This window comes from Paenibacillus sp. FSL R7-0179, assembly GCF_038002265.1.
In the GTDB taxonomy this organism is placed as follows: Bacteria; Bacillota; Bacilli; order Paenibacillales; family Paenibacillaceae; genus Paenibacillus_AQ.
This window is the reverse complement of the sequence record NZ_JBBOCC010000002.1, coordinates 902,927-928,351: the sequence shown is the minus strand read 5'-3', so window position 1 is coordinate 928,351 and position 25,425 is coordinate 902,927. Positions and strand designations below refer to the sequence as shown.

20 protein-coding genes are annotated in these 25,425 nt (G+C 55.8%); 10 read left to right on the top strand and 10 right to left on the bottom strand.

Annotated features, from left to right (window positions below):
* Positions 1-102: 102 nt before the first annotated feature.
* The 4 genes from MKX63_RS20685 to MKX63_RS20670 all read right to left on the bottom strand — a co-directional run bounded on the left by MKX63_RS20685 (position 103) and on the right by MKX63_RS20670 (position 6,076).
* Entirely contained in the window at positions 103-2,469 is a 2,367-nt protein-coding gene (locus tag MKX63_RS20685; protein ID WP_341023160.1) for a helix-turn-helix transcriptional regulator, read from the bottom strand.
* 90 nt (positions 2,470-2,559) lie between these two features.
* The gene (locus tag MKX63_RS20680; protein WP_341023159.1) at positions 2,560-4,161 is read right to left on the bottom strand and encodes an extracellular solute-binding protein; all 1,602 of its coding nucleotides are present in this window, start codon (positions 4,159-4,161) and stop codon (positions 2,560-2,562) included.
* Positions 4,162-4,203: 42 nt separating this feature from the next.
* Positions 4,204-5,088 carry a carbohydrate ABC transporter permease gene (locus MKX63_RS20675; RefSeq protein ID WP_341019708.1) on the bottom strand — a complete coding sequence of 295 codons (885 nt, stop codon included), beginning with the start codon at positions 5,086-5,088 and terminating at the stop codon, positions 4,204-4,206.
* A gap of 16 nt (positions 5,089-5,104) precedes the next feature.
* Positions 5,105-6,076: an ABC transporter permease gene (locus tag MKX63_RS20670; protein ID WP_445321798.1), complete on the bottom strand. Its 972-nt coding sequence runs from the start codon at positions 6,074-6,076 to the stop codon at positions 5,105-5,107.
* Between the two features lie 524 nt (positions 6,077-6,600).
* On the opposite strand from MKX63_RS20670, the gene MKX63_RS20665 reads away from it, so the two are divergent.
* The gene (locus MKX63_RS20665; RefSeq protein ID WP_341019707.1) at positions 6,601-8,592 is read left to right on the top strand and encodes a beta-galactosidase; all 1,992 of its coding nucleotides are present in this window, start codon (positions 6,601-6,603) and stop codon (positions 8,590-8,592) included.
* Positions 8,593-9,011: 419 nt separating this feature from the next.
* Here MKX63_RS20665 and MKX63_RS20660 read toward each other — a convergent pair whose 3' ends face one another.
* Complete coding sequence (locus MKX63_RS20660) at positions 9,012-10,049, bottom strand: methyl-accepting chemotaxis protein (RefSeq protein WP_341019705.1); 1,038 nt, start codon at positions 10,047-10,049, stop codon at positions 9,012-9,014.
* Between the two features lie 116 nt (positions 10,050-10,165).
* Complete coding sequence (locus tag MKX63_RS20655; protein ID WP_341019704.1) at positions 10,166-11,197, bottom strand: FIST signal transduction protein; 1,032 nt, start codon at positions 11,195-11,197, stop codon at positions 10,166-10,168.
* Between the two features lie 220 nt (positions 11,198-11,417).
* On the opposite strand from MKX63_RS20655, the gene MKX63_RS20650 reads away from it, so the two are divergent.
* From MKX63_RS20650 to MKX63_RS20640, 3 genes are all read left to right on the top strand, one after another.
* Positions 11,418-11,603 carry a hypothetical protein gene (locus MKX63_RS20650; protein ID WP_341019702.1) on the top strand — a complete coding sequence of 62 codons (186 nt, stop codon included), beginning with the start codon at positions 11,418-11,420 and terminating at the stop codon, positions 11,601-11,603.
* 43 nt (positions 11,604-11,646) lie between these two features.
* A complete protein-coding gene (locus MKX63_RS20645; RefSeq protein WP_341019700.1) occupies positions 11,647-12,135 on the top strand; it encodes a YfbM family protein in 489 nt (162 codons plus the stop codon).
* A 381-nt stretch (positions 12,136-12,516) separates the two neighbouring features.
* Positions 12,517-13,635 carry an IS4 family transposase gene (locus MKX63_RS20640; RefSeq protein WP_341019699.1) on the top strand — a complete coding sequence of 373 codons (1,119 nt, stop codon included), beginning with the start codon at positions 12,517-12,519 and terminating at the stop codon, positions 13,633-13,635.
* Between the two features lie 705 nt (positions 13,636-14,340).
* On the opposite strand, the gene tyrS is transcribed toward MKX63_RS20640, so the two are convergent.
* Together tyrS and MKX63_RS20630 are read right to left on the bottom strand one after the other, a co-directional pair.
* Positions 14,341-15,600 (bottom strand): tyrosine--tRNA ligase, encoded by a 1,260-nt coding sequence (tyrS, locus tag MKX63_RS20635; RefSeq protein ID WP_341023155.1) that lies wholly within the window; start codon positions 15,598-15,600, stop codon positions 14,341-14,343.
* A gap of 448 nt (positions 15,601-16,048) precedes the next feature.
* On the bottom strand, positions 16,049-16,726 hold the full coding sequence (locus MKX63_RS20630; RefSeq protein WP_341019697.1) for a YukJ family protein: 678 nt from the start codon (positions 16,724-16,726) through the stop codon (positions 16,049-16,051).
* 168 nt (positions 16,727-16,894) lie between these two features.
* Between MKX63_RS20630 and MKX63_RS20625 the strand changes: the two genes are divergently transcribed.
* Positions 16,895-17,476, top strand: coding sequence for an LOG family protein (locus MKX63_RS20625; protein WP_341019696.1), 582 nt, complete (start codon positions 16,895-16,897; stop codon positions 17,474-17,476).
* A gap of 104 nt (positions 17,477-17,580) precedes the next feature.
* Positions 17,581-19,086, top strand: coding sequence for an amidase (locus MKX63_RS20620; RefSeq protein ID WP_341019695.1), 1,506 nt, complete (start codon positions 17,581-17,583; stop codon positions 19,084-19,086).
* Between the two features lie 222 nt (positions 19,087-19,308).
* On the opposite strand, the gene MKX63_RS20615 is transcribed toward MKX63_RS20620, so the two are convergent.
* On the bottom strand, positions 19,309-19,743 hold the full coding sequence (locus MKX63_RS20615; protein WP_341019694.1) for a MarR family winged helix-turn-helix transcriptional regulator: 435 nt from the start codon (positions 19,741-19,743) through the stop codon (positions 19,309-19,311).
* Positions 19,744-19,861: 118 nt separating this feature from the next.
* Between MKX63_RS20615 and MKX63_RS20610 the strand changes: the two genes are divergently transcribed.
* The 4 genes from MKX63_RS20610 to MKX63_RS20595 all read left to right on the top strand — a co-directional run bounded on the left by MKX63_RS20610 (position 19,862) and on the right by MKX63_RS20595 (position 24,020).
* Positions 19,862-20,317: a CBS domain-containing protein gene (locus MKX63_RS20610; protein ID WP_341019693.1), complete on the top strand. Its 456-nt coding sequence runs from the start codon at positions 19,862-19,864 to the stop codon at positions 20,315-20,317.
* A 178-nt stretch (positions 20,318-20,495) separates the two neighbouring features.
* Positions 20,496-21,701: an ROK family protein gene (locus tag MKX63_RS20605; protein WP_341019691.1), complete on the top strand. Its 1,206-nt coding sequence runs from the start codon at positions 20,496-20,498 to the stop codon at positions 21,699-21,701.
* 46 nt (positions 21,702-21,747) lie between these two features.
* The gene (locus MKX63_RS20600) at positions 21,748-22,722 is read left to right on the top strand and encodes an aldo/keto reductase family protein (RefSeq protein ID WP_341019689.1); all 975 of its coding nucleotides are present in this window, start codon (positions 21,748-21,750) and stop codon (positions 22,720-22,722) included.
* A 482-nt stretch (positions 22,723-23,204) separates the two neighbouring features.
* Positions 23,205-24,020, top strand: a complete 816-nt coding sequence (locus MKX63_RS20595) for a hypothetical protein (protein ID WP_341019688.1) — start codon at positions 23,205-23,207, stop codon at positions 24,018-24,020.
* Here the strand turns inward: MKX63_RS20595 and MKX63_RS20590 are convergent.
* Positions 23,987-25,387, bottom strand: a complete 1,401-nt coding sequence (locus MKX63_RS20590) for a transcriptional regulator (RefSeq protein ID WP_341019687.1) — start codon at positions 25,385-25,387, stop codon at positions 23,987-23,989. The genes MKX63_RS20595 and MKX63_RS20590 overlap by 34 nt on opposite strands.
* Positions 25,388-25,425: the final 38 nt, after the last annotated feature.

Here is a 25,425-nt window from a genome sequence, read left to right as displayed (position 1 = left end):
ATGGGACATCACCCGGACGAATGAACCGCTCCCGGAGCAGGAGGCCTGCGGACGCCGGGATTACGGGAAGTGAGCCGCTGTCATTCTGGAGCCGCTCCCCGCTTAGCGGGTTCCATTCTCCTTCTCCCCCTCCTGCCGGCTCAGTTCACGGTAACGTGTCGGAGTGATGTCCTCCTGTTTTTTGAAAATCCGGTTGAAATAGCTCTGCTGATAGCCAACCTGCAAGGCGACATCATTCATCTTCAGATCGGTGTCACGCAGCAGTTCCTTCGCCTTGTTTAGCCGCAGCTCTGTCAGATAATCGATGAAATTCTGCCCGGTGACCCGCTTGAACGACTTGCTGAGGAGAAAAGGGCTGGTGCCTGTATAATCCGCACAGCTGTCCAGCGAGATATTGTCCATATAATGCTGCTGAATGTACAGCATCGCCTGGTCGATGGTCCGCCTGATACCGGCGTCGGAGCGTTCGCACAGCTCCTTCAGGAAAGGAGCAATCACCTGCGTGCGGAACCAGGAGAGAATCAGCCCCGGCTCATGGATCTGCGAGAGGCTGGCATACAGATTCCTGCCGCGCAGCAGCTGGCTCTGGGCCATCCCGGCCTCCAGCACCGCATGAAGGATCGCGCCGAGCAGATGCAGCATCCCCTGCTGTACGTCAATTACCTTCGCACCGCCTGCGGAGAGCGTCTCCAGGAATTCCTCCAGCAGCCGGTCCGCCTCCTCCGCTTCGCCGGTCCGCAGCGCCTGAATCAGCCCGCGCTCCAGCGTGAAGGAATACTGTGGCATAGGTGTGCCCTGCCCCTCGCGCTCCAGCTGCTCCAGGCTGATGATCTGGTTCCCGCCCCCGTACCTGCTGTGGCTTGCCGCCTGCTTCGCCGCCTCGAAGGACCGCGGAATCGCGGAGATGCTCCCGATCCTTGCACTGTAGGCTACTGTAGCCTGAAGCTTAAGCATCCGGCTCAGGGTAGCCGCCAGCTCTTCACCGAAGGCCCCCACGCGGGCCGGGTCCGGGCCGCTCCCCGGTTCCATCAGCAGCATACCGGAGGTAAGGTCATGCAGATTGACCGTCTCTGCCCGGCCGAAATGCTCCTTAGCAAGCTCCCCGATGATATTAACAGCCGCGAACGACACCAGACTCTCGTCACCGCTGCGGAACTTGGCCTCCAGGCTGGAGATGCCGGTCAGCTGGATATACAGCACCACGAACGTACAGTCCTCCACTTCCCATTTGTACTGCTTCATCCGGCTCTGCAAGTCCTGTTCGGAATAAGCATACAGATACCCCTGGAACAGCTGGTGAAGGAAGCTCTGCTGCACATGCGGAAGCTGCTCTGAGAGCGTGTATTCGAGGGCATGCTGCTGTCCGTACAGGTTCTGCCAGTGCCGCTCGATCAGCGTCAGCTCATCCACCCGGCCGCCTGCGGCCGCATGCTCAGGGAGCAGGGTCTGGAGCAGGCGGCGGACCGGCGAATAGATTCGGCGGGAAGCAATCCAGGACAGAACCGCCGCCAGCAGCAAGGCACACAGGCTTACCAGAATAATCATCCGGGACAGCCAGACCACCGGAGAGGTGACGCTGGAGATCGGCGAAGCCGACACATACCGCCATTCACTGGCAATCCGCGGGAAATCACCATAGGTCACCGCATACGTAACCCCGTTCCAGTCATACAGAAAGGACCCGCTATCATGGTTGCCTCTGGCTGTAATAGCAGCCCGCAGCGCCGTAACCAGCGGAGTGGACTTCTCCATCCCGCTCCCCGAAATGAAAAGTCCGCCGGATTTCTGCTCCATGAACACCTCCCCCGTGTTATATGGGGTCATGGTCCGCAGCATCGCCGATACCTTCTCTGTATCCATCCGCAGCAGCAGCGCCCCGAAGGGCTGCAGACTGCCGCCGGGGATGTAGTGCACGAGCGTCAGCTCCTTCTGCTCCTGATTCTCCGGATCAAAAGCCCATTCCGTCCAGTACGTGCTCCGCTCCTGCTTCAGCAGCTTCCCGTACAGTACTTCCTCCTCCGCAGCCAGCGTCCCGTACTCTGTGCCGAAGCGCACCGGCTGTCTACCGGCCAGATACAGCTCAACCTGCCGCACCATGGAATTCGAGCCCTGCATGACGACCAGTGTCTTGGTAATATCCCAGGCCCGCTCATGATTCAGGGTGAAATCCATGTTGCTCAGTCCATAGTCGAACTTCGGATCGAACGCCCAGTGGGCCAGCATCAGCTCCAGGTTGGACAATTGATCGTTAATGTTGTCCGCCCTCTGCTCAATCTGGCGGTTATGCATCCTCAGCAGTTCCTTCTCCAGATTCCCCCCGGCCATAAAATAGACCAGCAGCCCGATGATCAGCCCGGGAATGGACGAGACGATCAGTACAATAATGAGATTATTGCGGTAATAACGGCCCTTGCGTCCCGCCCGGCCTCCGGTATACCTGTTCCGTGCTCCTGCCGCTTCATTCTCCATTGCATTCACCAGCCGAATCCTTAGTTTAGAGTTGCAGCCTTGCAGCCGCAGCGGGGACAGACCGGCCGGAGACTGGAGCAGGACCGGACTTTACTTGCCCGCTGAGGCGTACAATTCATTCATTTCCTTCACAAGCTCATCTCCGCCAGTCTTCCGCCATACCTCAAAAGCAGACTTCAAACCGGCCTCATCCATCTGGCCGACAATGAATTTGATACGCGCATCGTTGATTACGTTATCCAGCTGCGAGCCTTTTTGCGTGTAGATTGCCGAGATCAGCGCTTCGGCCGGATTGGTCACAATCGTCGCTTCGTTGGTCTTCTGTACCTCGGTCTGCTTCAGCCGCAGCGGCGTCTGCTTCACCTGCTTCGCCTTGTCCTCCGGGATGAACGGCAGCATCTGGTTCAGGCCCTCCACTTCCGATTCCAGCAGAACCGTATCGCTGGAGCGTTCGATATATCCATCCACCAGCTTGTAATGCACGCCTTCCATTCCATAGTTCAGCATCGTCTGCAGATCCTCGTCATTCAGCCGGTCCAGGAAGGCCAGCACCTGCTTCAGCTCCTCCTCGGTCTTGACCGAAGACTTCGGAATCGCCAGCATGCCGGAGAAGCCGGAGGTCGGAAGAGTATGCAGCGCACCGTCCGCTCCGCTCACACCGCCGATGACATCCATATAATGGCGTTCCGGCTCATCTTTGCCTTCTTTTTCGAGAGCAGCATGAATCTTGTCATCCAGCCGGGCTGCGTTATCGACCACATCGACAATGACACCGGCCTTGTTGTTGACGACCGGATCATTCCATTTGGAGCTGTCCATCACCGCGAAGTCGGCGTTGATCAGCTGCTCGTCGTAGAGCTTTTTCATGAATTTAAGCGCTTCCAAATACCCGGGGTATTCATGCTCAGGCACAAGCTTCCCCTCCTGCACGCCCCACTTGTTCGGGGAACCGAACCACAGCTTCATCGTATCGAAGCCGCTGGCCCACTGGCCGGTCCACTTGACCAGCACCATGCCGTACGTATCCGCCTGGCCGTTGCCGTCCGGGTCCTGCTCCTTGAACGCTCGCAGCATATTATAGAAATCATCCACAGTCTTCGGATTGTCAAGCCCCAGCTTCTCCATCCAGTCCTTGCGGAACACCACGCCGTTACGTCCCAGCGCCCGCCCTCTGTAGATCCCGTAATTCTTGCCGTCGATGGCCGAGTTATTCAGAATGACCTCCTTCGCCCCGCTGAGATTCGGATAATCCTTGAGATACGGACCCACCTCCCAGAACGCGCCGGATCTGGCCGCATTGACGAAGCTGGACGCTTTCACGTCACCTACATACATAATATCAGGCAGCTTGCCGGAAGCCAGCGTAATGTTGAATTTATCGGCATACGACGCATTCGGCACCCATTCGAAATGGATTTTGGTGTTTGTCAGCTCCTCCAGCTTGGCGGCGACCGGACTGCCGTCCTTCGGATAATTGGTCTTGAAAATCGGCAGCATCAGCGTCAGCTCAAGCGGCTTCTCCCCCTTGGCTGTACCGTCCGTCTTCCCGCTGTCTGCGGCAGGCTCCTTCTCTCCTGCTCCTGCATTCTCCCCATTCCCGCCGCAGCCGGACAATACACTTAGAAGCATAATCATAGCCAGCAGCATGAACAACCCTTTTCTCGCAGACCGTGAACCTTCACTCCGCTTCATCTTCTTCATCACTTGGCCTCCCTTTATATGTTGACTAACCGCTTACCCTTTGACTGAACCCAGCATCACCCCTTTGGCAAAATGCTTCTGCAGAAACGGATAGACACACATAATCGGCAGGGTGCCGACTACGATGACGGCCATTTTGATCGACTGCTCGGGCGGCTGCACGAAATTCGGGTCCATGGAGCTGAGATCCCCCGCTGCCGACTGGGACAGCATGACGATCTGGCGCAGCATCACCTGCAGCGGCCACTTGGACGGATCATTGATGTAGAGCAGCGCCGAGAAGAAGTTATTCCAGTGTCCAACCGCATAAAAGAGCGTAAACGTCGCCAGCACCGGCTTCGACAGCGGCAGCACAATCCGCCACAGCAGCCCGAGCTCCGTGCAGCCGTCGATACGGGCCGCCTCCTCCATCTCGGCGGGAAGCTCCTGGAAAAAGTTCTTCACAATAATCAGGTTGAAGGCGCTGATCGCCCCCGGAAAGATCAAGGCATTCAGCGTATCGAGCAGATGCAGCTCGCGGATTACCAGATAGGTGGGAATCATCCCGCCCCCGAACAGCATCGTGAAGATGACTAGATTGAGGATCAGATTGCGGCCCATCAGGTAACGCTTTGCCATCGGATAAGCCATGGTAACCGTGAAGAACAGATTGACTGCTGTCCCGATCACCGTCACGTACAGCGACACCCCGATGCTGCGGACAATGGTATCTGTGGAGAAAATAAACCGGTAAGCATCCAGCGAAATCGTCGTCGGAACGAGAAACACAGCGCGCTTCGTAATTTCCGCCTCGGTGGCGAAGGAACCGGCGACGACAAACAGGAACGGCAGAATGGCCGCGATCCCGATGATGCCCAGCACCAGGTAATTAAAGACGTCAAAGGTAATCTCTCCGGCGCTGCGGTAACGTTTAGCCACACTCTTGGCCTCCTTTTCAATATAATCCCGATTCGCCTGACTTCTTGGCGAGCCAGTTGGTGCCGAGCACCAGCACGACCCCGATGACTGATTTGAACAAGCCGACGGCGGTGCTGTAGCTGAATGCCCCCTGGGTAATCCCCAGCGCATACACATAGGTATCGAAGACCTCGGCCACCTCGCGGTTCAGCGCATTCATCATCAGATAGATCTGCTCGAACCCGTTATCCAGAATCGTGCCCATCCGCAGGATTAGCAGAATGACAATCGTACTGCGGATCGCAGGCAGCGTAATATGCCAGGTCTGGCGCCAGCGGCTGGCTCCGTCCACCACGGCAGCTTCATATTGCTCCACATCGACACCGGCCAGCGCAGCGAGGAAAATAATCGTCCCCCAGCCGCATTCCTTCCAGATGGTCTGCAGAATAATCATCGGGCGGAACCAGTCAGGATTGGCGAGGAAATCAATTTTGCGCCCGGTAACCGTGAAGAGGAATTCATTGACCGCACCGCCCTGTGTCGTAAGGAACACGTAGGAGATACTGGCGACGATGACCATAGAGATGAAGTGGGGCACGTAGATAAGCGTCTGAATCGTCCTTTTGTAGAAGGACAGCCGGATCTCATTCAGCAGCAGGGCCAGGATAATCGGTGCCGGGAAAAAGAACACCAGGTTATACAGCGACAGCACCAGCGTATTGCGCAGCAGCATGAAGAAATCAGGGTTCTGAAAAAACGTGCGGAAATGCTCAAGGCCCACCCAGCTGCTCTGCCAGAAGCCCAGAAATGGCTGGTAATCCTTAAAGGCGAGCAGCACTCCCCACATCGGCACATATTTGAACACCAGGAAATACAGGAGTCCGGGGCTGAGCAGTATGTAGAGCCATTTGTCCCGCTTCAGACGTCTGAAGCGCTGCTCGCGCCTGCTGCGGCGGAAGCTTGTGCCCGCGCTGAGCTCTGCTGCCCCCATTGCCGCTCCTTGCTTCATTTACATTCACCTCCGTATGGATAAGCAGCCTGGCGCTGCACTTCACTACATTGCCGTGGCTGCGCTTTCTATTATGGTTGGCGGGTGTTTTTCCGGCAATCGGACTTTTTGGACAGCGATTTGTACGTTTTCTGCGCCGCTTCCGCAATAAAGTCCAAAACCGGCAAAAGTTTACTATTGATTGTGGGGGGCGGACACTATATAGATTGAAATGATAATTTCATTTTTGGGAGAATCGTGACTCCAGAGAAGTTTTGGGCTTCCGGCCGCTGCCCTTCTGCAGATTTCTTTGATTAGACCGCTGTTCGCGGTAGAAATCCGCAGACAGCTGATGCTGTAGATAGCGAGCTTTCCTGCGGAAAGCTTTCAGGCGGACGCTACCGCTCCTACAGCTCCAAAATTCCCCTCCGCCACTCCTCCCAAAATTTATGTTTTCAAGTTCAAACTATATAGCTTAGGGATGGGGAATAGAAAGATAAGATCATACAGAGCCCGTATGGGGCTTTTTCCAGGAGGTTAAAAGAATGAAGCAAAAACTATATTACGGAGCCGCATGGTACCCGGAGCTGTGGGGGGAGGCTGAGCGGCAGCAGGATCTTCGGCTCATGCAGGAGACCGGCATTAATCTGGTACGCATGGGCGAGTTCATCTGGTCGCTGCTGGAGCCGGAGGAGGACTCTATCGATGTGCGGCCGTTCGCTGAGCATATCCGTCAGCTTCATGATCACGGCATCGATACAGTCATGTGTACGCCGACCGCAACCCCGCCAATCTGGCTGACTCACAGGCACCCGGAGCGCCTGCACATCCGGGCAGACGGAGCGGTGATGAGCCACGGGTCCAGACAGCATGTCTGCACGAATAATCCTTATTTCCGGCAGCGGGCTGCGGTAATTACGGAAGAACTGGCTAGGGTGCTGGGGCAGCTCCCTGGCCTTGCCGCCTGGCAGCTCGACAATGAGCTGAAGGCGCATGTGGCGGAATGCATGTGCGGGTCCTGCCGCTCCCTGTGGCAGGAGTGGCTGGAGCACCGCTACGGCAGTATCGGAGAGCTGAATGATGCATGGGGAACCGGCGTGTGGAGCCAGACGTACCAGCGGTTTGACCAGGTGCCGCAGCCGGTGGCTACGCCTTTCCTGCATAATTCATCGCTCGTCACCCAGTACCGGTTATTCCAGATGGAGAAGGTCGCGGAGTTCGCTGGGGAACAGGCGGCGATCATCCGCCGCTATTCGGCGGCTCCGATCACGCACAACAGCAATGTTCCTTTTCATCTGGACAATGAGCAGCTGTTCCGGGAGCTTGATTTCGCTTCATTCGACACCTACGCCTCTCAGGCCAACAGGCACGCTTATCTGCTGAACTGTGATTTGTGGCGCGGGTTCAAGCCCGGGCGGGATTTCTGGCTGATGGAGACCGGCCCGGCCTATGCCGCTTCGCTGACAAGCTACGGCGAGCCGCACCCGGACGGCTATCTTACCGCCGAAGCTGTGGCCGCCTACGCGCTGGGAGCAGGCGCCTTCTGCTATTGGCTGTGGCGGCAGCAGCGCACAGGCAGCGAGCAGCCGCACAGCTCGATCATCAGCGCGTGGGGCCAGCCTGCGCTCGGGTATGACAATGTGCGCGCGGCTTCCGCCGCCAGGCTGCAGATTGAGCCGCACATGCTGAATACCCGGCCGGTGCAGGCCGAGGTGGCGATTACTTATTCGGACCGGGCCAAGGCGTTCCTGGCCACGGAGCCGCACCGGCAGCTGAACTACCGTTCCCTGCTGGGAGACTTCTACCGGCGGATTCTCGATCTGGGGATTCACCGTGACCTGCTGCCGGAAGGCGGCGATCTCAGCGGCTATAAGCTGCTGTTCACGCCCTTCATACATTATCTGTCGCCGGAATACATGGCGCGGGCGCTTGACTTCACTGCGGGCGGCGGCATCTGGATCTGCGGCCCGCTCAGCGGAGGCCGCACCGCCGAGCATACGCTGCATACGGATGCTGCTTTGGGTGAGCTGGAGCGCCTGGCCGGCGTCTGCTCTAAGTTCGTCTACCCGATGGAGGGAACGGGCAGCATCGGGGAGGCCTTCGGCTGCTCCGCACCGCTGTCGCTGTGGAGCACGGTGTTCGAGCCACTGCCGGACGGAGCCTCCGTAATCGGCGTCATTGCGGAGGGACGGACACCGGGCCTGGCCTACCTGACCGAGCAGCCCTATGGCCGGGGAGCCATCGTGATGCTCGGCTCGCTGCCCTCAGGCAGCGAAGGCGACAAGCAGCTATGCGCGCTGATTGAGCATTATGCCGCCCGCGCCGGAGTCACCCGGCGCAGTGATGTCACGCCGGGCAGCATTCTCTGCCCGAGATGCGGCGCTTCTGGTGTGCTGTGGACGCTCGTCAACATGGACGGTCTTGGCGGCAGCGTCACCTTGCCGCGCAGCGGGCAGGATGTGTTGACCGGCACTCCTGTGCCCGCCGGTATACTGTCCATTGGCGCTTATGAATACAAGCTGATCGCCCTGCAGTAGTGGAACATCCTCCTGCCGATGGCGGTGAGCCCCGCCTCACCGCAACAAGTGGAAAAATGCAGCTTGCTATGCTGATTTCCAAGGGATTTCCGGAAGCAAGTGGATAAACAACAACTAATCATGGCTGTTTTAGCCAGCTTCGGGGAAATGGTTTCATTTAAGTGCTGTTTATCCAATTACTGTTTTGGCAGAGGGCGGTTCTCGCTCTGCAGGTGGAGTTTATCCAACTCTTTCCCTCCCGCATCATTCGCGAGTTGCCTAGTCCTACGGCGCGTGACGCTTAGGCTGGCTGGACCCCTCCCTCTTAGCGGTGTTTCACCAGCAAGAGGAGGAGCGCTTACCTGGGTCCACGCTGGGCACAACACAAAAACACCCGGCAGCCTCTCCCGCCGCCGGGTGTTTCCTTTTACCACATCTGATTATACGTTAGTCTCCTCTGCTTCTTCCGCCTGCTGGAGCAGCCCGATCTGATGCAGATGATTCAGCAGCTGCTGGTAATGGTCGGCCTTCTTCTGAACGGTAAGAACCAGCTTACGGAACTGGCCTGTGTCCTGGCCCGATTTGTCCAGAATACGCAGCAGGTCGCTGTTGATCTGCTCCACATCCTCCATGCTGCTCTCCTGGGACTCCTGGATTTTCTCCAGATGCTCGAAGACCTGCTCCTCTGCTTCTACAATCTCATTCATGTATAACGTGGACTCACCGATCTTCGCCGTGGTCTCGTTCATCGCGAGCGTTCCATCCCCGGACTTGCTGTGAATCTGCTCCATGACGCGGGTCATTCCAGAGAGTGAACCCATGATCTCCTTCACATGGCTGCGGGTGCTGTCAGCAAGCTTGCGGATCTCCGTGGAGACAACGGCGAAGCCGCGTCCATGCTCACCGGCCCGCGCCGCCTCAATCGCCGCATTCAGCGAGAGCAGATTCGTCTGCTCGGCAATATCCGTGATAATCCTGGCCAGCTGCTCAATGCTGTGGAAATGCTCCCGCAGATCCTCATTCAAAGTAACGAACTCCGTAAATACCTCCGAGGCCTTCTGCATTTCCGCAGAGATCTGGATATTGGCTTCCTTGGCAAACTCGATTTTATTGGAGGAGTAGGATAAGCTGCCGTACATTTCATTAATCAGATCTTCAGTCTGTCCGTTGTTGGCTTTCAAATGCTCCAGGAGCTGCTGGGTCCCGGCGATTTGGCCGATCATCTCCCCGCCGCCTGCCCGCAAAGCCTCGAAGTCCTCCACCAGTTGGGCCTCTTCCTTGAGGATAGCTCCAGTCTCAAGGCGGATCTGCTCCGCCAAGGTATAAGCATGTTCCCCATAAGACACCGAGTCTGAAGTGTGAGCAGACGGCCCTTCGTTACCGTTACCGCCAGCTTCATCTAATGCGACTTTTCCCGCTGCTTTAACCGTTTCTGTTGATGCGGCCGTACCCTTAGCCCCGATCACACGCTCTGCCATGGCTTTCTCCGCTAACCCGCTTGTATTACTGTGACTTTGAACGCCTGCAACAGAGGGGGTTCTCCCCCAAGCTGTGCGCAGTTTACTTAACCACTCCATCCGATTTCAACTCTCCCTTATTCAACCAGCAGCAGAATCATCGTCTGATTGGCATGCTTAGTATAATATTGCTCTCCATAGCTGATGAAGCCTGTAGTGTTACCGCAGAACCCAAGCATTTTCCCGTCAAAAGCTCCCCAAAGACCGTCACGTGTAAACAGTTGGTCCCGCAGCGTACAGTTAATATTGAGGACAAACGAAGGCTTGAACGGACTGCCGCCCAGCGTCTCCTCCAGCACTGCCAGCGGATCGGCTGAACTAAGCACCTCCACATAAGTACTAGACATAATCTGGCTGTAAAAGGTGACAGAGCCATCCGGATGAACCGCCTTCGGGGAGGCTATGATCCAATCATCCTCGTATCTTTTGCCCAGCGGGCTGCTCAGAAAATGCTCTGCCAGCTCCTTCTCCGGCACACCCAGGACACGCGCATATTCCCCGGCTGCAGGCCGCCCGTTGAAGGAATAGACCCGTCTGCCGAACACATCGGCTTCTGTCACCAGCAGCGTCTTCCCGGACGGGACATATATATTCTCTTTGATCAGGGCGGTGCGGGCAGGCATATTGAAATAAATCCCCAGGTTCCGTACCCGCCGGGTTCCTATATAGAGGTAAGTCTCGCCGCGCTCATCGTCAGCCGCACTGCCGCCAATCACCTTAAATTGCGGGGCCATGAAATACAGCGAGGAGAGCAGCATCTCTTCCATCCCGCCTGTGCCGTCACAGAGCAGCATCAGAAAAGCATTCGGATTGCCCCGGACCTTGCGGTAAGCAATCTCCAGCGTGCTTGCGCTAAGCACGGGAGGGTGCAGAATGCCCACAATCTCTGCTATACCGGCTTCAAATTCGAAACCAGTAATTACACCGCTGCGGTAGCCCTGCGGAGTATATTCCCCCTTGGTTGAGCACAATACTGCCCGCGATGGCGCATGACGGGATAATTCCCGGACAGCCGCAGCCGCAGCGAACAGCACCAGGCCACGGTTCACATCCAGCTTCTCCAGATAGTGCCTGGCCTCGTCCAAGGTGTCAAAAGTTACAGCAATCATTATGTATACCAAACCTTCCTTTGCGGGACTTCCTCCCGCATACTGTTACTGAAAAATTAAACTATATTTTTCAATACTACTATGGTAAAACCAGAACCAGGTTCATTGTCTGTGAACAATGTCTCAGCCTGTGCCGGGTTTCCATGGAACAAGGTTGAGCCCTTTCTGCAAACCCTGTATCATGAATATATCACAGATCAGAGAAAAGAGGCTTCGGCACATGACCTATTCCCAACGCTCCACCCACCCTGCCGCCGCATCCGACTACACGTATCTGGAGTATCAGATCGGCATAGCCGCCGATGAATTGGAAGTTGCTGTGAAGGCGCAGGATGAGCCCCGGGCAGAAGCTATCCGCCTTAAGATTGCTGAACTCGAAGACAAGCTTGCGCTGCTTGAAGATTAAACACAACTACTCTATCCTAAGTTATGGAAGGACGGCTGATATAATGGCGATACGCGGATATTACTTTGCAATGGAAGATGAACTGGTGCAGCAGATTGCCGCAGGGAGCACCCCGATTGAGAGCTTGAACATAGACAAATACCCGGGGCTGGATATCGACCGTGCCTGGGAGGCGATTCACTATCTGCTGTGCGGTGATATATCGGACGGGCCTGCGCCGCTTGGATATGTGGTTCCGCTGCATTCAGACCAGGGCATCGAGTTCGGGGCATACGGGGCATTCTGCCTGCGTGCCGGACAAGTGGCCGAAGCGCTTGACGCCATCTCCGGGCTGGATGAAGCGCAGCTGCGCCAGCAGTATGATTTCCAGACCATGGCCGAGGAGGAGGTCTACCCGCTGGACCCGGATACGGTGTCTGACGATGATGCGGATGCGTTCTTTGCCTACCTGCTCCAGTTCTTCACCGAGATCCAGCGGTTCTACAGCCAGACTGTGGCCGCTGGTAAAGGAATTATTTTCTATTTGTTTTGAAGCCTGGCTCTCCCGTCAGATGATGCGCTGGACTGGGGGGGTCGGGCGGATGAGGTGCGTGTGCCGAATTCGGGTGCACTAATGCACCTGATTGGCTCGTTTCGGCCGTTTGTGCCGAATTCGGGTGCACTTGTGCACCTGATTGGCTAGTTTCGGCCGTTTGTGCCGAATTCGGGTGCCCTTGTGCACCTGATGGCTCCCTCTTACCACTCTGCAGCCCCTCTGAGGGATTTATACACTTGATTTCCTCATTCAGCCTAACTCCAGCGATATCTGAGGGATTTATATAAGCCTGTTGATTACCCAAAAAAAGGTAGCAAAAAGGCCGCTGATTCGTTAAAGTGTTTGTACCCCTACAAACATCCGAAACGAGGCGACCTCATGAAAAAGTCTACTTCAATTTCAAATATTCTGCAATTATTGATTCCCGAGGAACAATTAAAACCGATCTTAAAAGAAATAAAGTATGTTGACGTTGCGCGTAAGTTTACCGTTTATGATTTGTTTTTGTTTTTAGCTGAAGCTGCGTTCCAGCAGTGGGACGGATACCGGGACGGCGCAGAACGGATGTCCCTGTATGGGCAACGTGCGGTGAATTACTCAACGCTTTCTAAAAAGGCCAAAGGGGTTCACTTTCAATTATTTAAGCGTCTATTGAATCTCATGATAGGGCTGTGTAATCGGAAAACGAAGCGCGTACTCGGTATCCCAAAAGAGCTGTTAATCGTGGATTCTACCACCATTTCGGTCGGTCTCGGCCGACTGCCTTGGGCTCCCATCAAAGGCCAAAAAGCAGGCGTTAAGCTGCATGTCGGATTACTTGGGGACTCGAATGAATTGCACAAAGTGACGGAGACCACGGGGTTAGAGCATGATTTAAACAGCTGTGCATTCCTGCTGGACAGCCTATATATTTTGGTAGCAGACCGCGCTTACGGGAAGCACGGGCTGTTTGACAGCTATCAAGAGAAGAAAGAGCGGCAATATTTTGTGATTCGCCTCAAGGATAATACCACACTCGTACATCCGATCCCGCGTTTACGAAATCGCCCATTTGAGGGAAGTATCGAGCAAGATTTGACGTGTCAATTAGGAAAGGTTAAGGCACTCACCAAGAATCGGTTTCGGGTGGTGATTCTTAAAGATCCCAAAGGGAATCCCGTCATTCTTGCAACAAATTTGCATTGGCACTCCCCAGAAGCCATAGCAAACATCTATAAAAAACGTTGGCAGATTGAAGTTTTCTTTCGTTGGATCAAGCAGCATTTAAACATTCCCAAACTGTTTGGAACCACAGAAAATGCAGTATATGGACAGCTATATGTGGCTTTATTGGTTTATGTGTTGCTAAAGTTTCTGTTTGAGCAGGGAAATAGTACTGTGCATGTTAGCGCTAGATTAACGTTCGCCGAGTTTGATCGGTTATTTACGCTGCAAAAGCTACCTGTGGAGTGGAGGATTTACTTAGCCCATTCCACTGACATTATCACCAAAATATAGGTAATCAACAGGCTTAGGATTTATACACTTGATTTGCTCATTTAGCCCACTTCCAGCAATATATGAGGGATTTATACATTTGATTTGCTCATTTAGCCCACTTCCAGCAATATATGAGGGATTTATCCCTCTGATTTCACCACGCAGCCCACGCAGCCATGCTTCCGGCCTACTGCGGTCAGGAACAGGCTGTGAGACCAACCTGCACCCCGCGGCCACCAAAAAAGGCTATCCCCGTCACTGCTGACAGCGGGATAGCCCAATCACTCAGTTACTTCACACCATTCTTACTCTAGCTCACCTAGCCAAATCACACTCATCTATTACACTCTAACTCACCTAGCTCGCCCTTTGTCATCTGCCTCACTCTAACTCACCTAGCTCGCCCTTTGTCATCTGCCTCACTCTGGCTCACTTAGCTCACCCTATGTCATCTGTCTCACTCTGGCTCACTTAGCTCACCCTATGTCATCTGTCTCACTCTGGCCAACCTTGCTCACCCTACGCCATACGGCTCACTCTAGCTCACCTAGCCAAATCACACTCATATCTATCTCATTCTAGCTCAACTAAGCTCACTCTGGCCACCATCAACCACGTGCCAGTTCACCCTCAGCCTCGCTCCAGCCTAACACCGCTCCGGATCTGGCTCAACTTCAGGCCCGCTTACTCGCCTTCCGCAATCCATCACCCGGCAGCCTGCGCTTAGACGAGCTTCACCAGGCTGTAGTTCTTCTTGCCTTTGCGGACGATGATGAATTTGCCGCCGATGGCGTCTTCGGCTGTAATCTCCGTCTCCAGCTCATTCACGCGCTCGCCGTTGATCGAGATCGCGCCTTTGGTAATATCCTCGCGCGCCTGGCGCTTGGACGGCTCAATGCCGAGTTCCACCAGCCAGTCTACAATGTTCTTGGTCTCTTTGCCTGCTGTGAAGGTCGGCATTTCCTTGAAGCCTTCCTCGACCTCATCCGCAGTCAGCGAGCGGATATCGCCGCTGAACAGCGCTGCGCTGATGCGCTTGGCCTGCTCCAGCAGCTCCTCGCTGTGCACGAAGCGGGTCATTTCCTCAGCCAGCGCTTTTTGCGCTTCGCGTTTATGCGGTTCGGTCGCTACCTTCTCCTCCAGCGCTTCGATCTCCTCTTTGCTCAGGAAGGTGAAGTACTTCAGGTATTTGACCACATCGCGGTCATCGGTGTTCGCCCAGAACTGGTAGAACTCGTAAGGCGTGGTCTGCTTCGGATCGAGCCAGATGGCGCCGCCGGCGGTTTTGCCGAACTTGGTGCCGTCGGCCTTCAGCATGAGCGGGATCGTGAGACCGAAGGCTTTGGCTTCGTTGCCCTCTTTTTTACGGATCAGATCGAGGCCGCTCGTAATATTGCCCCATTGGTCGGACCCGCCGATCTGGAGCTGCACATCCTCGTGCTGGAACAGGTGCAGGTAGTCCATGGATTGCAGAATCTGGTATGAGAACTCTGTGAACGAGATCCCGCTGTCCAGGCGGCTCGCTACTACGTCCTTGGCCAGCATCGTGTTGATGCTGAAGTTTTTGCCGATATCACGCAGGAATTCGATGACATTCATATCCTTGGTCCAGTCGTAGTTATTCACCATCCGCACCTGATTGTCGCCATCGGTAATGAACAGCTTCTTCATCTGGGCGGTCAACGCATCTACATTCTCCTGCACCTGCTCCAGCGTCTGCAAAGAGCGCTCGCTCTGGCGTCCGCTCGGATCGCCGATGGTTCCCGTAGCTCCCCCGATCAGAATCACCGGACGGTGGCCGGCCAGCTGGAAGCGGCGTAGCATCATGAATGGAATCAGATGGCCGATATGCATACTGTTGCCCGTCGGGTCCACGCCGCAATACAGCGATACCGCCTTACTCTCCGTCAATTCACGCAGTCCGTCCGCATCTGTCTGCTGGTTAATGGCATCGCGCCACAATAGCTCGTCGATAATGTTCAACATGTACAGCCCCTTTTGTGTAAGTGATTATTCTATATCGCTTGGTATCCGTCAAAAAAGCAGCAGCAAAGCCGCATCAGCCTCAGAAGCTGAAGGTCCGCCACGCATCCAGCCAGTAAACTGCACAGACAACAAAAAATCGCCCCTTGTCTATTCAGACACAGGGACGATTAGTATTAACCGTGTTACCACCCAAATTGCACAGACCCCATATTGCGCACAGGTCCGTACCACTCTCAGGCGAGTTATCGTTCGCTTAGCTCCGCTTGGCATTACCCAAGATACTCCCGAGGCGTAATTCGCAGTCCGCTTGTATGTACCGGGTTCCATCGACCCCCGGCTCTCTGGGAACAGGGACAAGGCTGCTACTGGCTCGTTCAACGTATACCAACTATAAGATTACAGAAAGTATAGCCGCTTCTAAAATGGTTGTCAATGCATCTGCCGGCTATCCTCCGGATCTGAACGCTCTGGCCGCCACCGGCGTGAGATGATTGCATTCACTGGCCGGACGCACCCTATGGCCTCGGGGATCGGTGCACCAGGATTGTGACTGGAAGGCGAGGAACAGCCCCTGCCATTTGTTGTCCCGTCCAAAATGAATCACTATTCCGCCATCCTGCCAGATCCCGTCGTCTGCTTTATATTTTTCAACGTTGCCTTGATTCATATGAATGTCATGAACGCCGCCCGGGAACATTTCGCCGTATATATAGATGGTGGCTGTCTGATCTGTGATGGCCCGCCGAAGGTAAGTGTCGACCTTCTCATTCAGGTCATTATCCGGACCGTCTGCGTGGTAGGGAAGGGCGATCATCCTGGCAGGATCAAACAATCCCCCGCGGATGTAATCCAAGGCAAGGTCTTCGCGGTTGGATTCGTCAATGATCGTGACCCCGTCTTCCAGGCTCTGCAGATGGGTAAGCTGCTCCGCTCTGAACTGATCTCCTACCAGATATAACAGCTCTGAAGGCTTCTGCCTGGACAGAACGTTAATCGCTGCTGTGTACTCTCTGCCGGCAGCCTGAACCACTGCCTGATAATGCGCAGTGCGGTTACCCGAGGGGGGTGCAGGTATGCCTTGGATGATGGTTCCTTTTAACACTCCATATGGTTTGAGCGGCATAATGATCGTCTCCTTCTCTAGCTGTTATAGCAGCTCATAATCTCTACTCTTTCCTTCCCCGTGTGGTAATATCCTCTCCAGCGTTCAGCAGGCAGTTTCAACCGCCGGGGCTCGTGTGGTATCTTGGATATAGCTACACAAACTTTGGCAAAGGAGAGTCAGCAGCTTATGAAGAGTATAGCTGTTTTCTGCGGCTCCAGTGAAGGAGCTTCGCCCGTATACAAGGAATCCGCTATTCTACTCGGCAAGGAGCTTGCCGCAAGCGACATTACGCTGATCTATGGCGGAGCTACTGTAGGCTTGATGGGTGCTATTGCAGATAGCGTGATGCAGGCGGGAGGCCGTGTAATTGGGGTGCTGCCGCATTTTCTGAAGCAAAGGGAAATCGAACACACCCGTCTGACAGAGCTGATTATGGTGGACTCTATGCACGAACGGAAGCTTAAGATGTCGGAGCTGGCGGACGGATTCATTGCTATGCCGGGCGGCCCGGGCACAATGGAGGAGTATTTCGAGATCTTCACCTGGGCCCAGCTCGGCCTGCATCAGAAGCCCTGCGGGCTGCTGAATGTGAACCATTATTATGATCCGCTGATTGCCCTGTTCAGTAACATGGCCCGGGAACAATTCATGCAGGAGAAGCATCATTCCATCATGCTGAACGATACAACTCCGGAGGGCATTCTGCGCCAGATGGCAGACTACACCCCTCCCCCGGTCAAACAATACCTGACAGAAGATCGCATTTGAAAAGTCTCTGCCCTCCTTATAACGCAATATATTATGCGCGAGACTGCAGCTATAGCCTGAATGCTAAGTAGCCTGCCTGTTCCTGCCAGAAAGAGGTTATACCTATGTCGTTGTCTGCTTATTCCGGTTATGATGCCCTGGGGCTTGCCGCCCTAGTGAAGGCACGGGAGATCACTGCGCGTGAGCTTGTGGAAGCTGCCTACGCGCGGATGGATAAGGTGAATCCGCTGCTGAATGCGGTGGTACGCACCCGCCGGGAGGCCGCGCTGAAGGAGGCTGCGGAGATGCCCCTTGATTCCGGAGATACCACCCGTCCGTTCGCCGGCGTTCCCTTCCTGCTGAAGGATATCTCCCAGGCGGTTAGCGGCGAACCGCTGACCTCGGGCGCTCTCTTGATGAAGGACAATGTCGCGAAGCGGGACTCTAACTATGTGGCCCGTATCCGGCGCGGCGGCTTCATTCCGCTGGGCCATACGAATACGCCGGAATTCGGGCTGAAAAACATCACCGAGCCTCTTCTCCACGGCCCGGCCCGCAATCCCTGGAACCCCGCCTGTTCACCCGGCGGCTCCAGCGGCGGTGCGGCGGCAGCGGTTGCCGCCGGGATCGTCCCGGCCGCCGGAGCCAGTGACGGCGGCGGCTCCATCCGCATACCGGCCTCGTTCACCGGCCTGTTCGGGCTGAAGCCGACGCGCGGGCGCACGCCGGTCGGCCCGGGAATCGGCCGCCAGTGGCAGGGCGCGTCGATTGATTTTGCGCTGACGCGCTCTGTGCGGGACAGCGCCGCGATGCTGGATCTGCTGCAGGTGGTGCAGCCGGAAGCGGCTTTTCAGACGCCGCTGTATCCGGGCGTCTACCTGGACGATCTGCTGAAGCCCACGCAGCGGAAGCTGCGGATCGCCTTCACCACCGCTTCGCCGGTGGGAACACCGGTATCCGCTGAGGCGGTAGAGGCCGTGCGGAAGACGGTCAAGTGGCTGGAGTCCGAGGGCTATGAGGTGGAAGAGAAGCTGAGCCCGGTCAACGGGGTCCGGCTGATGGACAACTATTATACGATGAACGCCGGAGAAGTATCCGCCATGTTCCTCTCACTGGAGAGCGCCATGGGCCGTGCAATTAAGGCAGAGGAAGTGGATATTGTCACCTGGGTGCTGGCCGAAGCCGGGAAGCAGGTCTCGGCGGCTGAGTTCGTGCACAGCCTGCACGAATGGGATGTAGCCGCTGCGCAGATGGCCGCGCTGATGGACCGCTTCGATCTGTATATTACCCCGGCCAATGCGGACTCCGCTCCGAAGATTGGTGAGCTGACCCAGACCGCGGCGGAGACAGAGAAGCTGATGCAGGTCAGCGGGCTGCCGAAGGAAGCGCAGCGGCGGATGATCTACGAGATGTTCGAGCCGAGCCTGACCTACACGCCCTTCACCCAGCTCGCCAATCTGACCGGCCAGCCTGCCATGAGCATGCCGGTGCACCTTACTGCCGAAGGAATGCCGATCGGCGTACAGGTTATGGCCTCCAAGGGACGCGAGGATCTGCTACTGCAGCTCGCCGCTTGTCTGGAGCAATCCCCGCTGTGGGTGGGGATGAGCGGGAATGCAGGCTTTGCCTGAAGCCTGCTCCGCCTGTCTGAATAGTATGCAAAGGGCCGTCTGCAGCGTGAAGTCACACTGTGGACGGCCCTTATGCTGCGATAGTCCCCGGAGCTTCCAGAGACTCGCACAGGATCAAGAAGGAGGCGAATGCATTTAATACGGTAGAACCGGGGCAAAGCAAATATAGCCCTTTTTGCATCATCTGATGTACAAAATACAATAGAATTCCTCCGGGCCCCATCAGCTCTCCTCCAGAAAAGTTGCATTGAACTTCAGCAGCAGCTCCCCGAACAGCTGTCCCTCCTCCTCCGACCAGCCCTTTAGCAGTTGTTCGATCATTTCCTGCCGGACCTGCCGGTTCTCCTCCAGACTTGCTTGGCCCGTCTCCGTAATCTGCAGCGAATAGGCCCGCCCGTCCACAGGGTCCGGTACCCGGGTGATGAACCCCTTGCTCTCCAGTGAGGCAGCCTGCCGGCTGACCGTAGAAATATCCAGCTGAAACTCATCGGAGATTGCCTTGATTCCGGCAGTTCCCTCGCGAGCTTCAATATGATGCAGCAGCAGATAGGCCGCACGATCCAGATTGCCGATTTTTTTGAACGTGGTAATGGAAGTGAGACGGCGGAACAGAACCGCCATTTCCAGCTCTATTGTCTCAATTGAATGTTTGTCCATGCCGGGCGCCCCTCTTCTCTTTTATTCATTGACTTTACTCTTTTGACTTGTATAATACAAGTATATACTTTCATGATACAACTTATTTCTGCAAAAGCTAATTTCAGGGGGAACCGTTATGAAAGCCCATGAATTCATGGTCCGTCAGGTGTATAAGGTTAAGCAGGAAGACACCGTAAGGACTTTTATTGAGAAATGTATTGCCCACCGGATCAGCGGCATGCCAGTTGTCAATGACCGCAACGAGATTGTCGCCTACCTCAGCGACGGGGATATCATGCGCTATATCGGCAGGCATGAGGATCTGATCGTGGATTCTTTTTTCCAGATTAATGTGTTCGTCGGGGATAATGATCTGTTCGAGGAACGGGCGCAGAAGCTGCTGGGTCTGAACGTAATGGCTATCGCCAAGAAGAAGGTCATCACGGTGCACGCCGAAGAAGACATTGAAGCCATCGCTACCATCCTCGGCAAAAAGCAGATCAAAAAGGTTCCCGTCCAGCGGAACCATGTGCTGGTCGGCATCATCAGCCGCGGCGATGTGATCCGCCATTCCTTCAAGGCACTGCTCTAGCCCACGCCCAGTCTCCCTGAGCAGCGCCCGCTTCTACACGCATGCGCGCTCCGGCAATCCGCACTATGCCTCCCCCGGTTAGGCTCCTCTTGTATTCTCTCCTTGTGATAGTTGCGGCCCCCTGATTTTTATGTCATTGTAAAAACAGGTCTAGTACATCATAAGGAGAGAATCGTCCGTGCTGCTCATTCACGAAATCATCGCCAATCCCAAAGCCAGGGAAATCTACCTCACCGTAAGAACACACGGTACCGTCTCCAAGCAGACCCTGCTGGAAGAAAGCGGACTGACGATAAGCACCTTAACGCGTATACTGGACGAACTGCTGTCCCGGGAGCTTCTGGTTGAAGTCGGCTTCGGCGAATCCACCGGAGGACGCCGCCCTACCCTCTATGAGACGAATCCGTCTTACGCTTATCTGCTGGGACTGGAGATCTCCCGTACGCATGCCAAGCTTGTGCTGACGGACTTTCATCTGCGGCTGCTGGGCGAATATACCTGGAGCATGGACGCGGGGCTTACCCCCGGGCTGCTGATGGAGTCGCTTCACAGACAAGCCTTGCAGATGCTTGACGCAGCCTCCGTCCAGCTCAGCCGGGTCGCCGGACTTGGCATTGGCGCAGTCGGTCCGCTGGACCGTACAGCCGGAGTCATCCTGAATCCGGCCCGCTTCCCTGCAGAGGGTTGGTCGCAGGTACATATCAAGGAGCAGCTGGAGCAGCGCCTGGGGGTGCCTGTCTATCTGGATAATGGAGCCAATACGGCTCTGCTTGGCGAATACTGGGCCAGCAGCAACCGGATGCAGCAGCATCTCCTCTATCTCCATGCCGGAATCGGCTTGCGCTCCGCCATTATGAACGATGGACGGCTGCTCTACGGCATCATTGATACCGAGGGAGCGGTCGGACAGATGATCATCGAGGGCTCGGGGCGGCCGCCGCAGATTCGGGGAGGCAATGCCGGGGCGTGGGAGAGCTATGTCTCGGTCCACACCCTGGAAGAACAAGCCCGTGAGGCATGGAGGCAGGGCAGCAGCGGCAGGCTCCGCAGCTTGGCCGGGCATGCCGGAGAACTGGAATTCGCCCACTTGATCGAAGCGCTTAAGGAGCGCGACCCTGTTGTGGTGGGGTTGTTCAACGAAATGGCGGTGTACTGCGGCATCGGGCTGGCGAACCTGATCAATATTTTGCATCCCGAGGAGGTTATTCTCGGCGGGCCGCTGTTCCTTGCAGCAGATGATTTCTACCAAACGGCCACACGGACCGCCCTTGAGCGAACCTATTACCGGGAGCAGTATAACGTCCGCTTCACCCGGAGCAGACTGGGTGAGCATTCTGTAGCCACCGGTGCGTGTGCTGTGGTCCTTCACCAATTGACGAATTAAAGCACTGGAAGGAAACCCCTTACCTTGAAGGAGGAATTGAGAGAATATGAAATATAGAAGACTGGGCAATACCGGCCTGAAAGTCAGCGAAATCGGACTTGGCAGCTGGCTTACGTATGGAACAGCGGCAGAACAGCAGGCGGCGGATGCGTGCGTCGCGAGCGCTTTTGAATGCGGTATCAATTTTTTCGATACGGCCAATGCCTATAACCGGGGCGAAGGCGAGAAGGCCATCGGGGCCGCACTCCGCCCTTATAAGCGTTCCGATTATGTCCTCAGCACCAAGGTATATTTCCCGATGGGCGACGGCGTCAATGACCGCGGGCTCTCGCGTAAGCATATTATGGAGCAATGCGAAGCCAGCCTGCGGCGCCTTGGCACGGATTATATCGATGTGTATTTCTGCCACCGCTTCGATCAGGACACTCCTGTGGAGGAGACGCTCCGCGCCCTTGATGATCTTACCGCCCAAGGCAAAATCCTCTACTCCGCCGTCAGCGAATGGAGCGCGGCCCAGATCTCGCAGGCGGCTGGCATCAGCCGCAGACTGAACCTGCGGCCGCTCGCCGCCAATCAGCCGATCTATAACATGTTCGAGCGGTATATCGAGAACGAGGTACTTGAAGTATCCGCCCATGAAGGCCTGGGACAGGTGGTCTTCTCCCCGCTGGCCCAGGGCATTCTGACCGGCAAATACAAGGCCGGTCAGCTCCCGCCGGCCGGTACGCGCGGCGCGGATGATTCTGTGAACGGCGTCATCCGCAGCTACCTGCGGGATGATGTGCTGGAGGTGGTCAGCAAGCTGGATAAGCTTGCCGCAGAGCAGGGCCTGAAGCTGTCACAACTGGCCCTGGCCTGGGTGCTGCGCCAGCCCGGCGTAAGCTCGGCGCTGATCGGTGCCAGCAGACCGGAGCAGGTGCTTGAGAATGCGCAGGCTGTGGACGCGGTGCTTCAGCCGGATACGCTGAAGGCAATCGATGACATTCTTAGCGAGGTCGCCGGCTTCGCACCGGCTAGATAGGGACGGGGTGCGGGTAGGGATGGGGCGTGGTAGGACCGGGGCGCGGTAGGACCGGGGCGTGGTAGGACCGGGGCGCGGTAGGACCGGGGCGTGGTAGGACCGGGGCGCGGTAGGACCGGGGCGTGGTAGGACCGGGGCGTGGTAGGACCGGGGCGTGGTAGGACCGGGGCGCGGTAGGACCGGGGCGTGGTAGGACCGGGGCGTGGTAGGACCGGGGCGTGGTAGGGATGGGGCGTGGTAGGACCGGGGCGTGGTAGGACCGGGGCGCGGTAGGACCGGGGCGTGGTAGGGATGGGGCGTGGTAGGACCGGGGCGTGGTAGGACCGGGGCGCGGTAGGACCGGGGCGTGGTAGGACCGGGGCGTGGTAGGACCGGGGCGTGGTAGGACCGGGGCGCGGTAGGACCGGGGCGTGGTAGGACCGGGGCGTGGTAGGACCGGGGCGTGGTAGGACCGGGGCGCGGTAGAGACGGGTGTGGGCGAGGTGGAGTGTAAACGGCTTTGCGGCCAGCGCATTGTAATCGGTTTTTCGATTAGATTTGGACCGCACAGCACCCTCCGGCGCAATGTAATCGGTTTTTCGATTACATTTGGACCGCACAGCACCCTCCAGCGCATTGTAATCGATTTTTCGATTACATTTGGACCGCACAGCACCCTCCGGCGCAATGTAATCGGTTTTTCGATTACATTTGGACCGCACAGCACCCTCCGGCGCAATATAGTCGGTTTTTCGATTACATTGAGTCCGCACAGCATCATCTGGCGCATTGTAATCGGTTTTTCGATTACATTGGGTCCGCACAGCATCATCCGGCGCAATGTAATCGGTTTTTCGATTACATTGGGTCCGCACAGCACCCTCCGGCGCATTGTAATCGGTTTTTCGATTACATTGAGTCCGCACAGCATCATCTGGCGCATTGTAATCGGTTTTTCGATTACATTTGGACCGCACAGCACCCTCCAGCGCATTGTAATCGATTTTTCGATTACATTGGGTCCGCACAGCACCCTCCGGCGCATTGTAATCGGTTTTTCGATTACATTTGGACCGCACAGCACCCTCCGGCGCATTGTAATCGGTTTTTCGATTACATTTGGACCGCACAGCACCCTCCGGCGCAATGTAGTCGGTTTTTCGATTACATTGGGTCCGCACAGCATCATCTGGCACATTATAATCGGTTTTTCGCATACATTCGGCCATGCAAAGGAAGCCCCCTCCATCCAGGAAGGGGCTTCTTGCATACGAACTACGGCATTCTACAACCGGTCCTGTGTCTTAACTGTCTGCTGAGCATGAGCAACCTGCACCCTATTAATTAGTTGCTTATACCGCTCCTGATCCTCTGCTGAAGCATACGTCCGGAATTGCTCGAATAATCTTACGCAGCGGATCACACAGTCTATGCTGCCAAGTGCGGCGGAAGCCTCAAGGCTCCAGAAGATGTATCGTATCCCCTGCTCTGTCTTCTCTGCCTTGAGAGAGTACACCGCCAGCTCATAGAGCAGTACCGGATATTGATCCGGCGTCTCTCTGCCCGGAGTTCCCTCAGCTTGCCCGAAGGCCGCTCCCTCCGGCGTAAGCCGCGGCTGGAAACGGCTGATAAGCTCATCTACCTCCCAGCCATACCGGTTAGCTGTCTGAACTGTCTTAAGCAGCCCGTCCAGCAGTCCGAGCGCGGGGGTGCCGATATATTTCACAACCTCAGGAAGAACCTCAAGTTCACCGCACATCATACGGTAAAGACATGCATAGACTTTACCAAGCCTGCTGAACTGGTCTCTGATCTGCTCAACCTCTGCCGATTCTTCGACAATCCAGCTCATTTCAGAGTAGAGGCCGACATATTCCAGTGCCCGCTCATATTCACCCGATTCCTCGCATACCTTGGATTGCAGCCAGTAAGCATACAGTATATAGAAGCAAAGAGGTTGGGGCGCTTCCCTTAGCTCCTTCTTCTTTCTGGTTTTGTAAAATCTGATTTCATACTGGATAGATGTCTTATGGCGCAGCTCCTCTGCCAATAGTCTGGCCTTCTCCCAGTGCTGTAGAGCAATATAAATATCCGCGAGCTGCCGAAGCGCTTCCAACTGGTCTATTTCCTCCAGACGCTCTACGAAATATTCAAACCGGGTCGCCGCGCGGAAGTCCGCCTCCGGGCTCTGACCGGTCCGGATCGTGAACAGCCGGTACTGGCACAGGGCCAGCCGCTCCGAATGCTGATATTTCTCACTGTCGGCTACCCCTTCATACAGCAGAGCCGCTGCCTGAAGCTTGCCTTGCCCGTAGAATTCCTCCGCCGTATCGAACAGGAGCGGGGCATATGTAATAGTGTCCATGATGATTTGAACCACCTGCCGGATACACTCCAGCTTGTCCAGCTCTGCACAGCGGTGCAGGAAGGGTCCCAGCCGCCGCCAGTCGGGTGCGGAATGCACCACACATTCATCTATATATAACTCATAAAATGCTCCTTCAGGAAGCCCCATTCCGGCGGTAATCCGGTCCAGCTGCTGCATGGCAATAGGACGGTTACCATTGATAATGCTGCTGAGCGTACCCGAATTGACACCGGAGATTCCTGCGAACTGATTGATTGTCTGGCCTTCTTTTCTAAGAAAAGCAGCCAGTTCTGTTTGAATTGTAGTGTGCTGTTGCAAACCAATACCGCCCCTCAAGAACCAGATATTCTAGTAAA

Bases quoted from the DNA above. Each gene is read 5' to 3' on its own strand.
- MKX63_RS20685 (WP_341023160.1), bottom strand. From the start codon at position 2,469: ATGGAGAATGAAGCGGCAGGAGCACGGAACAGGTATACCGGAGGCCGG.
- MKX63_RS20670 (WP_445321798.1), bottom strand. From the start codon at position 6,076: ATGAAGCAAGGAGCGGCAATGGGGGCAGCAGAGCTCAGCGCGGGCACA.
- MKX63_RS20640 (WP_341019699.1), top strand. From the start codon at position 12,517: ATGAAAAAGTCTACTTCAATTTCAAATATTCTGCAATTATTGATTCCC.
- MKX63_RS20645 (WP_341019700.1), top strand. From the start codon at position 11,647: ATGGCGATACGCGGATATTACTTTGCAATGGAAGATGAACTGGTGCAG.
- MKX63_RS20620 (WP_341019695.1), top strand. From the start codon at position 17,581: ATGTCGTTGTCTGCTTATTCCGGTTATGATGCCCTGGGGCTTGCCGCC.
- MKX63_RS20625 (WP_341019696.1), top strand. From the start codon at position 16,895: ATGAAGAGTATAGCTGTTTTCTGCGGCTCCAGTGAAGGAGCTTCGCCC.
- MKX63_RS20600 (WP_341019689.1), top strand. From the start codon at position 21,748: ATGAAATATAGAAGACTGGGCAATACCGGCCTGAAAGTCAGCGAAATC.
- MKX63_RS20650 (WP_341019702.1), top strand. From the start codon at position 11,418: ATGACCTATTCCCAACGCTCCACCCACCCTGCCGCCGCATCCGACTAC.
- MKX63_RS20680 (WP_341023159.1), bottom strand. From the start codon at position 4,161: ATGAAGCGGAGTGAAGGTTCACGGTCTGCGAGAAAAGGGTTGTTCATG.
- MKX63_RS20660 (WP_341019705.1), bottom strand. From the start codon at position 10,049: ATGGCAGAGCGTGTGATCGGGGCTAAGGGTACGGCCGCATCAACAGAA.
- MKX63_RS20665 (WP_341019707.1), top strand. From the start codon at position 6,601: ATGAAGCAAAAACTATATTACGGAGCCGCATGGTACCCGGAGCTGTGG.
- MKX63_RS20655 (WP_341019704.1), bottom strand. From the start codon at position 11,197: ATGATTGCTGTAACTTTTGACACCTTGGACGAGGCCAGGCACTATCTG.
- MKX63_RS20610 (WP_341019693.1), top strand. From the start codon at position 19,862: ATGAAAGCCCATGAATTCATGGTCCGTCAGGTGTATAAGGTTAAGCAG.
- MKX63_RS20630 (WP_341019697.1), bottom strand. From the start codon at position 16,726: ATGCCGCTCAAACCATATGGAGTGTTAAAAGGAACCATCATCCAAGGC.
- MKX63_RS20615 (WP_341019694.1), bottom strand. From the start codon at position 19,743: ATGGACAAACATTCAATTGAGACAATAGAGCTGGAAATGGCGGTTCTG.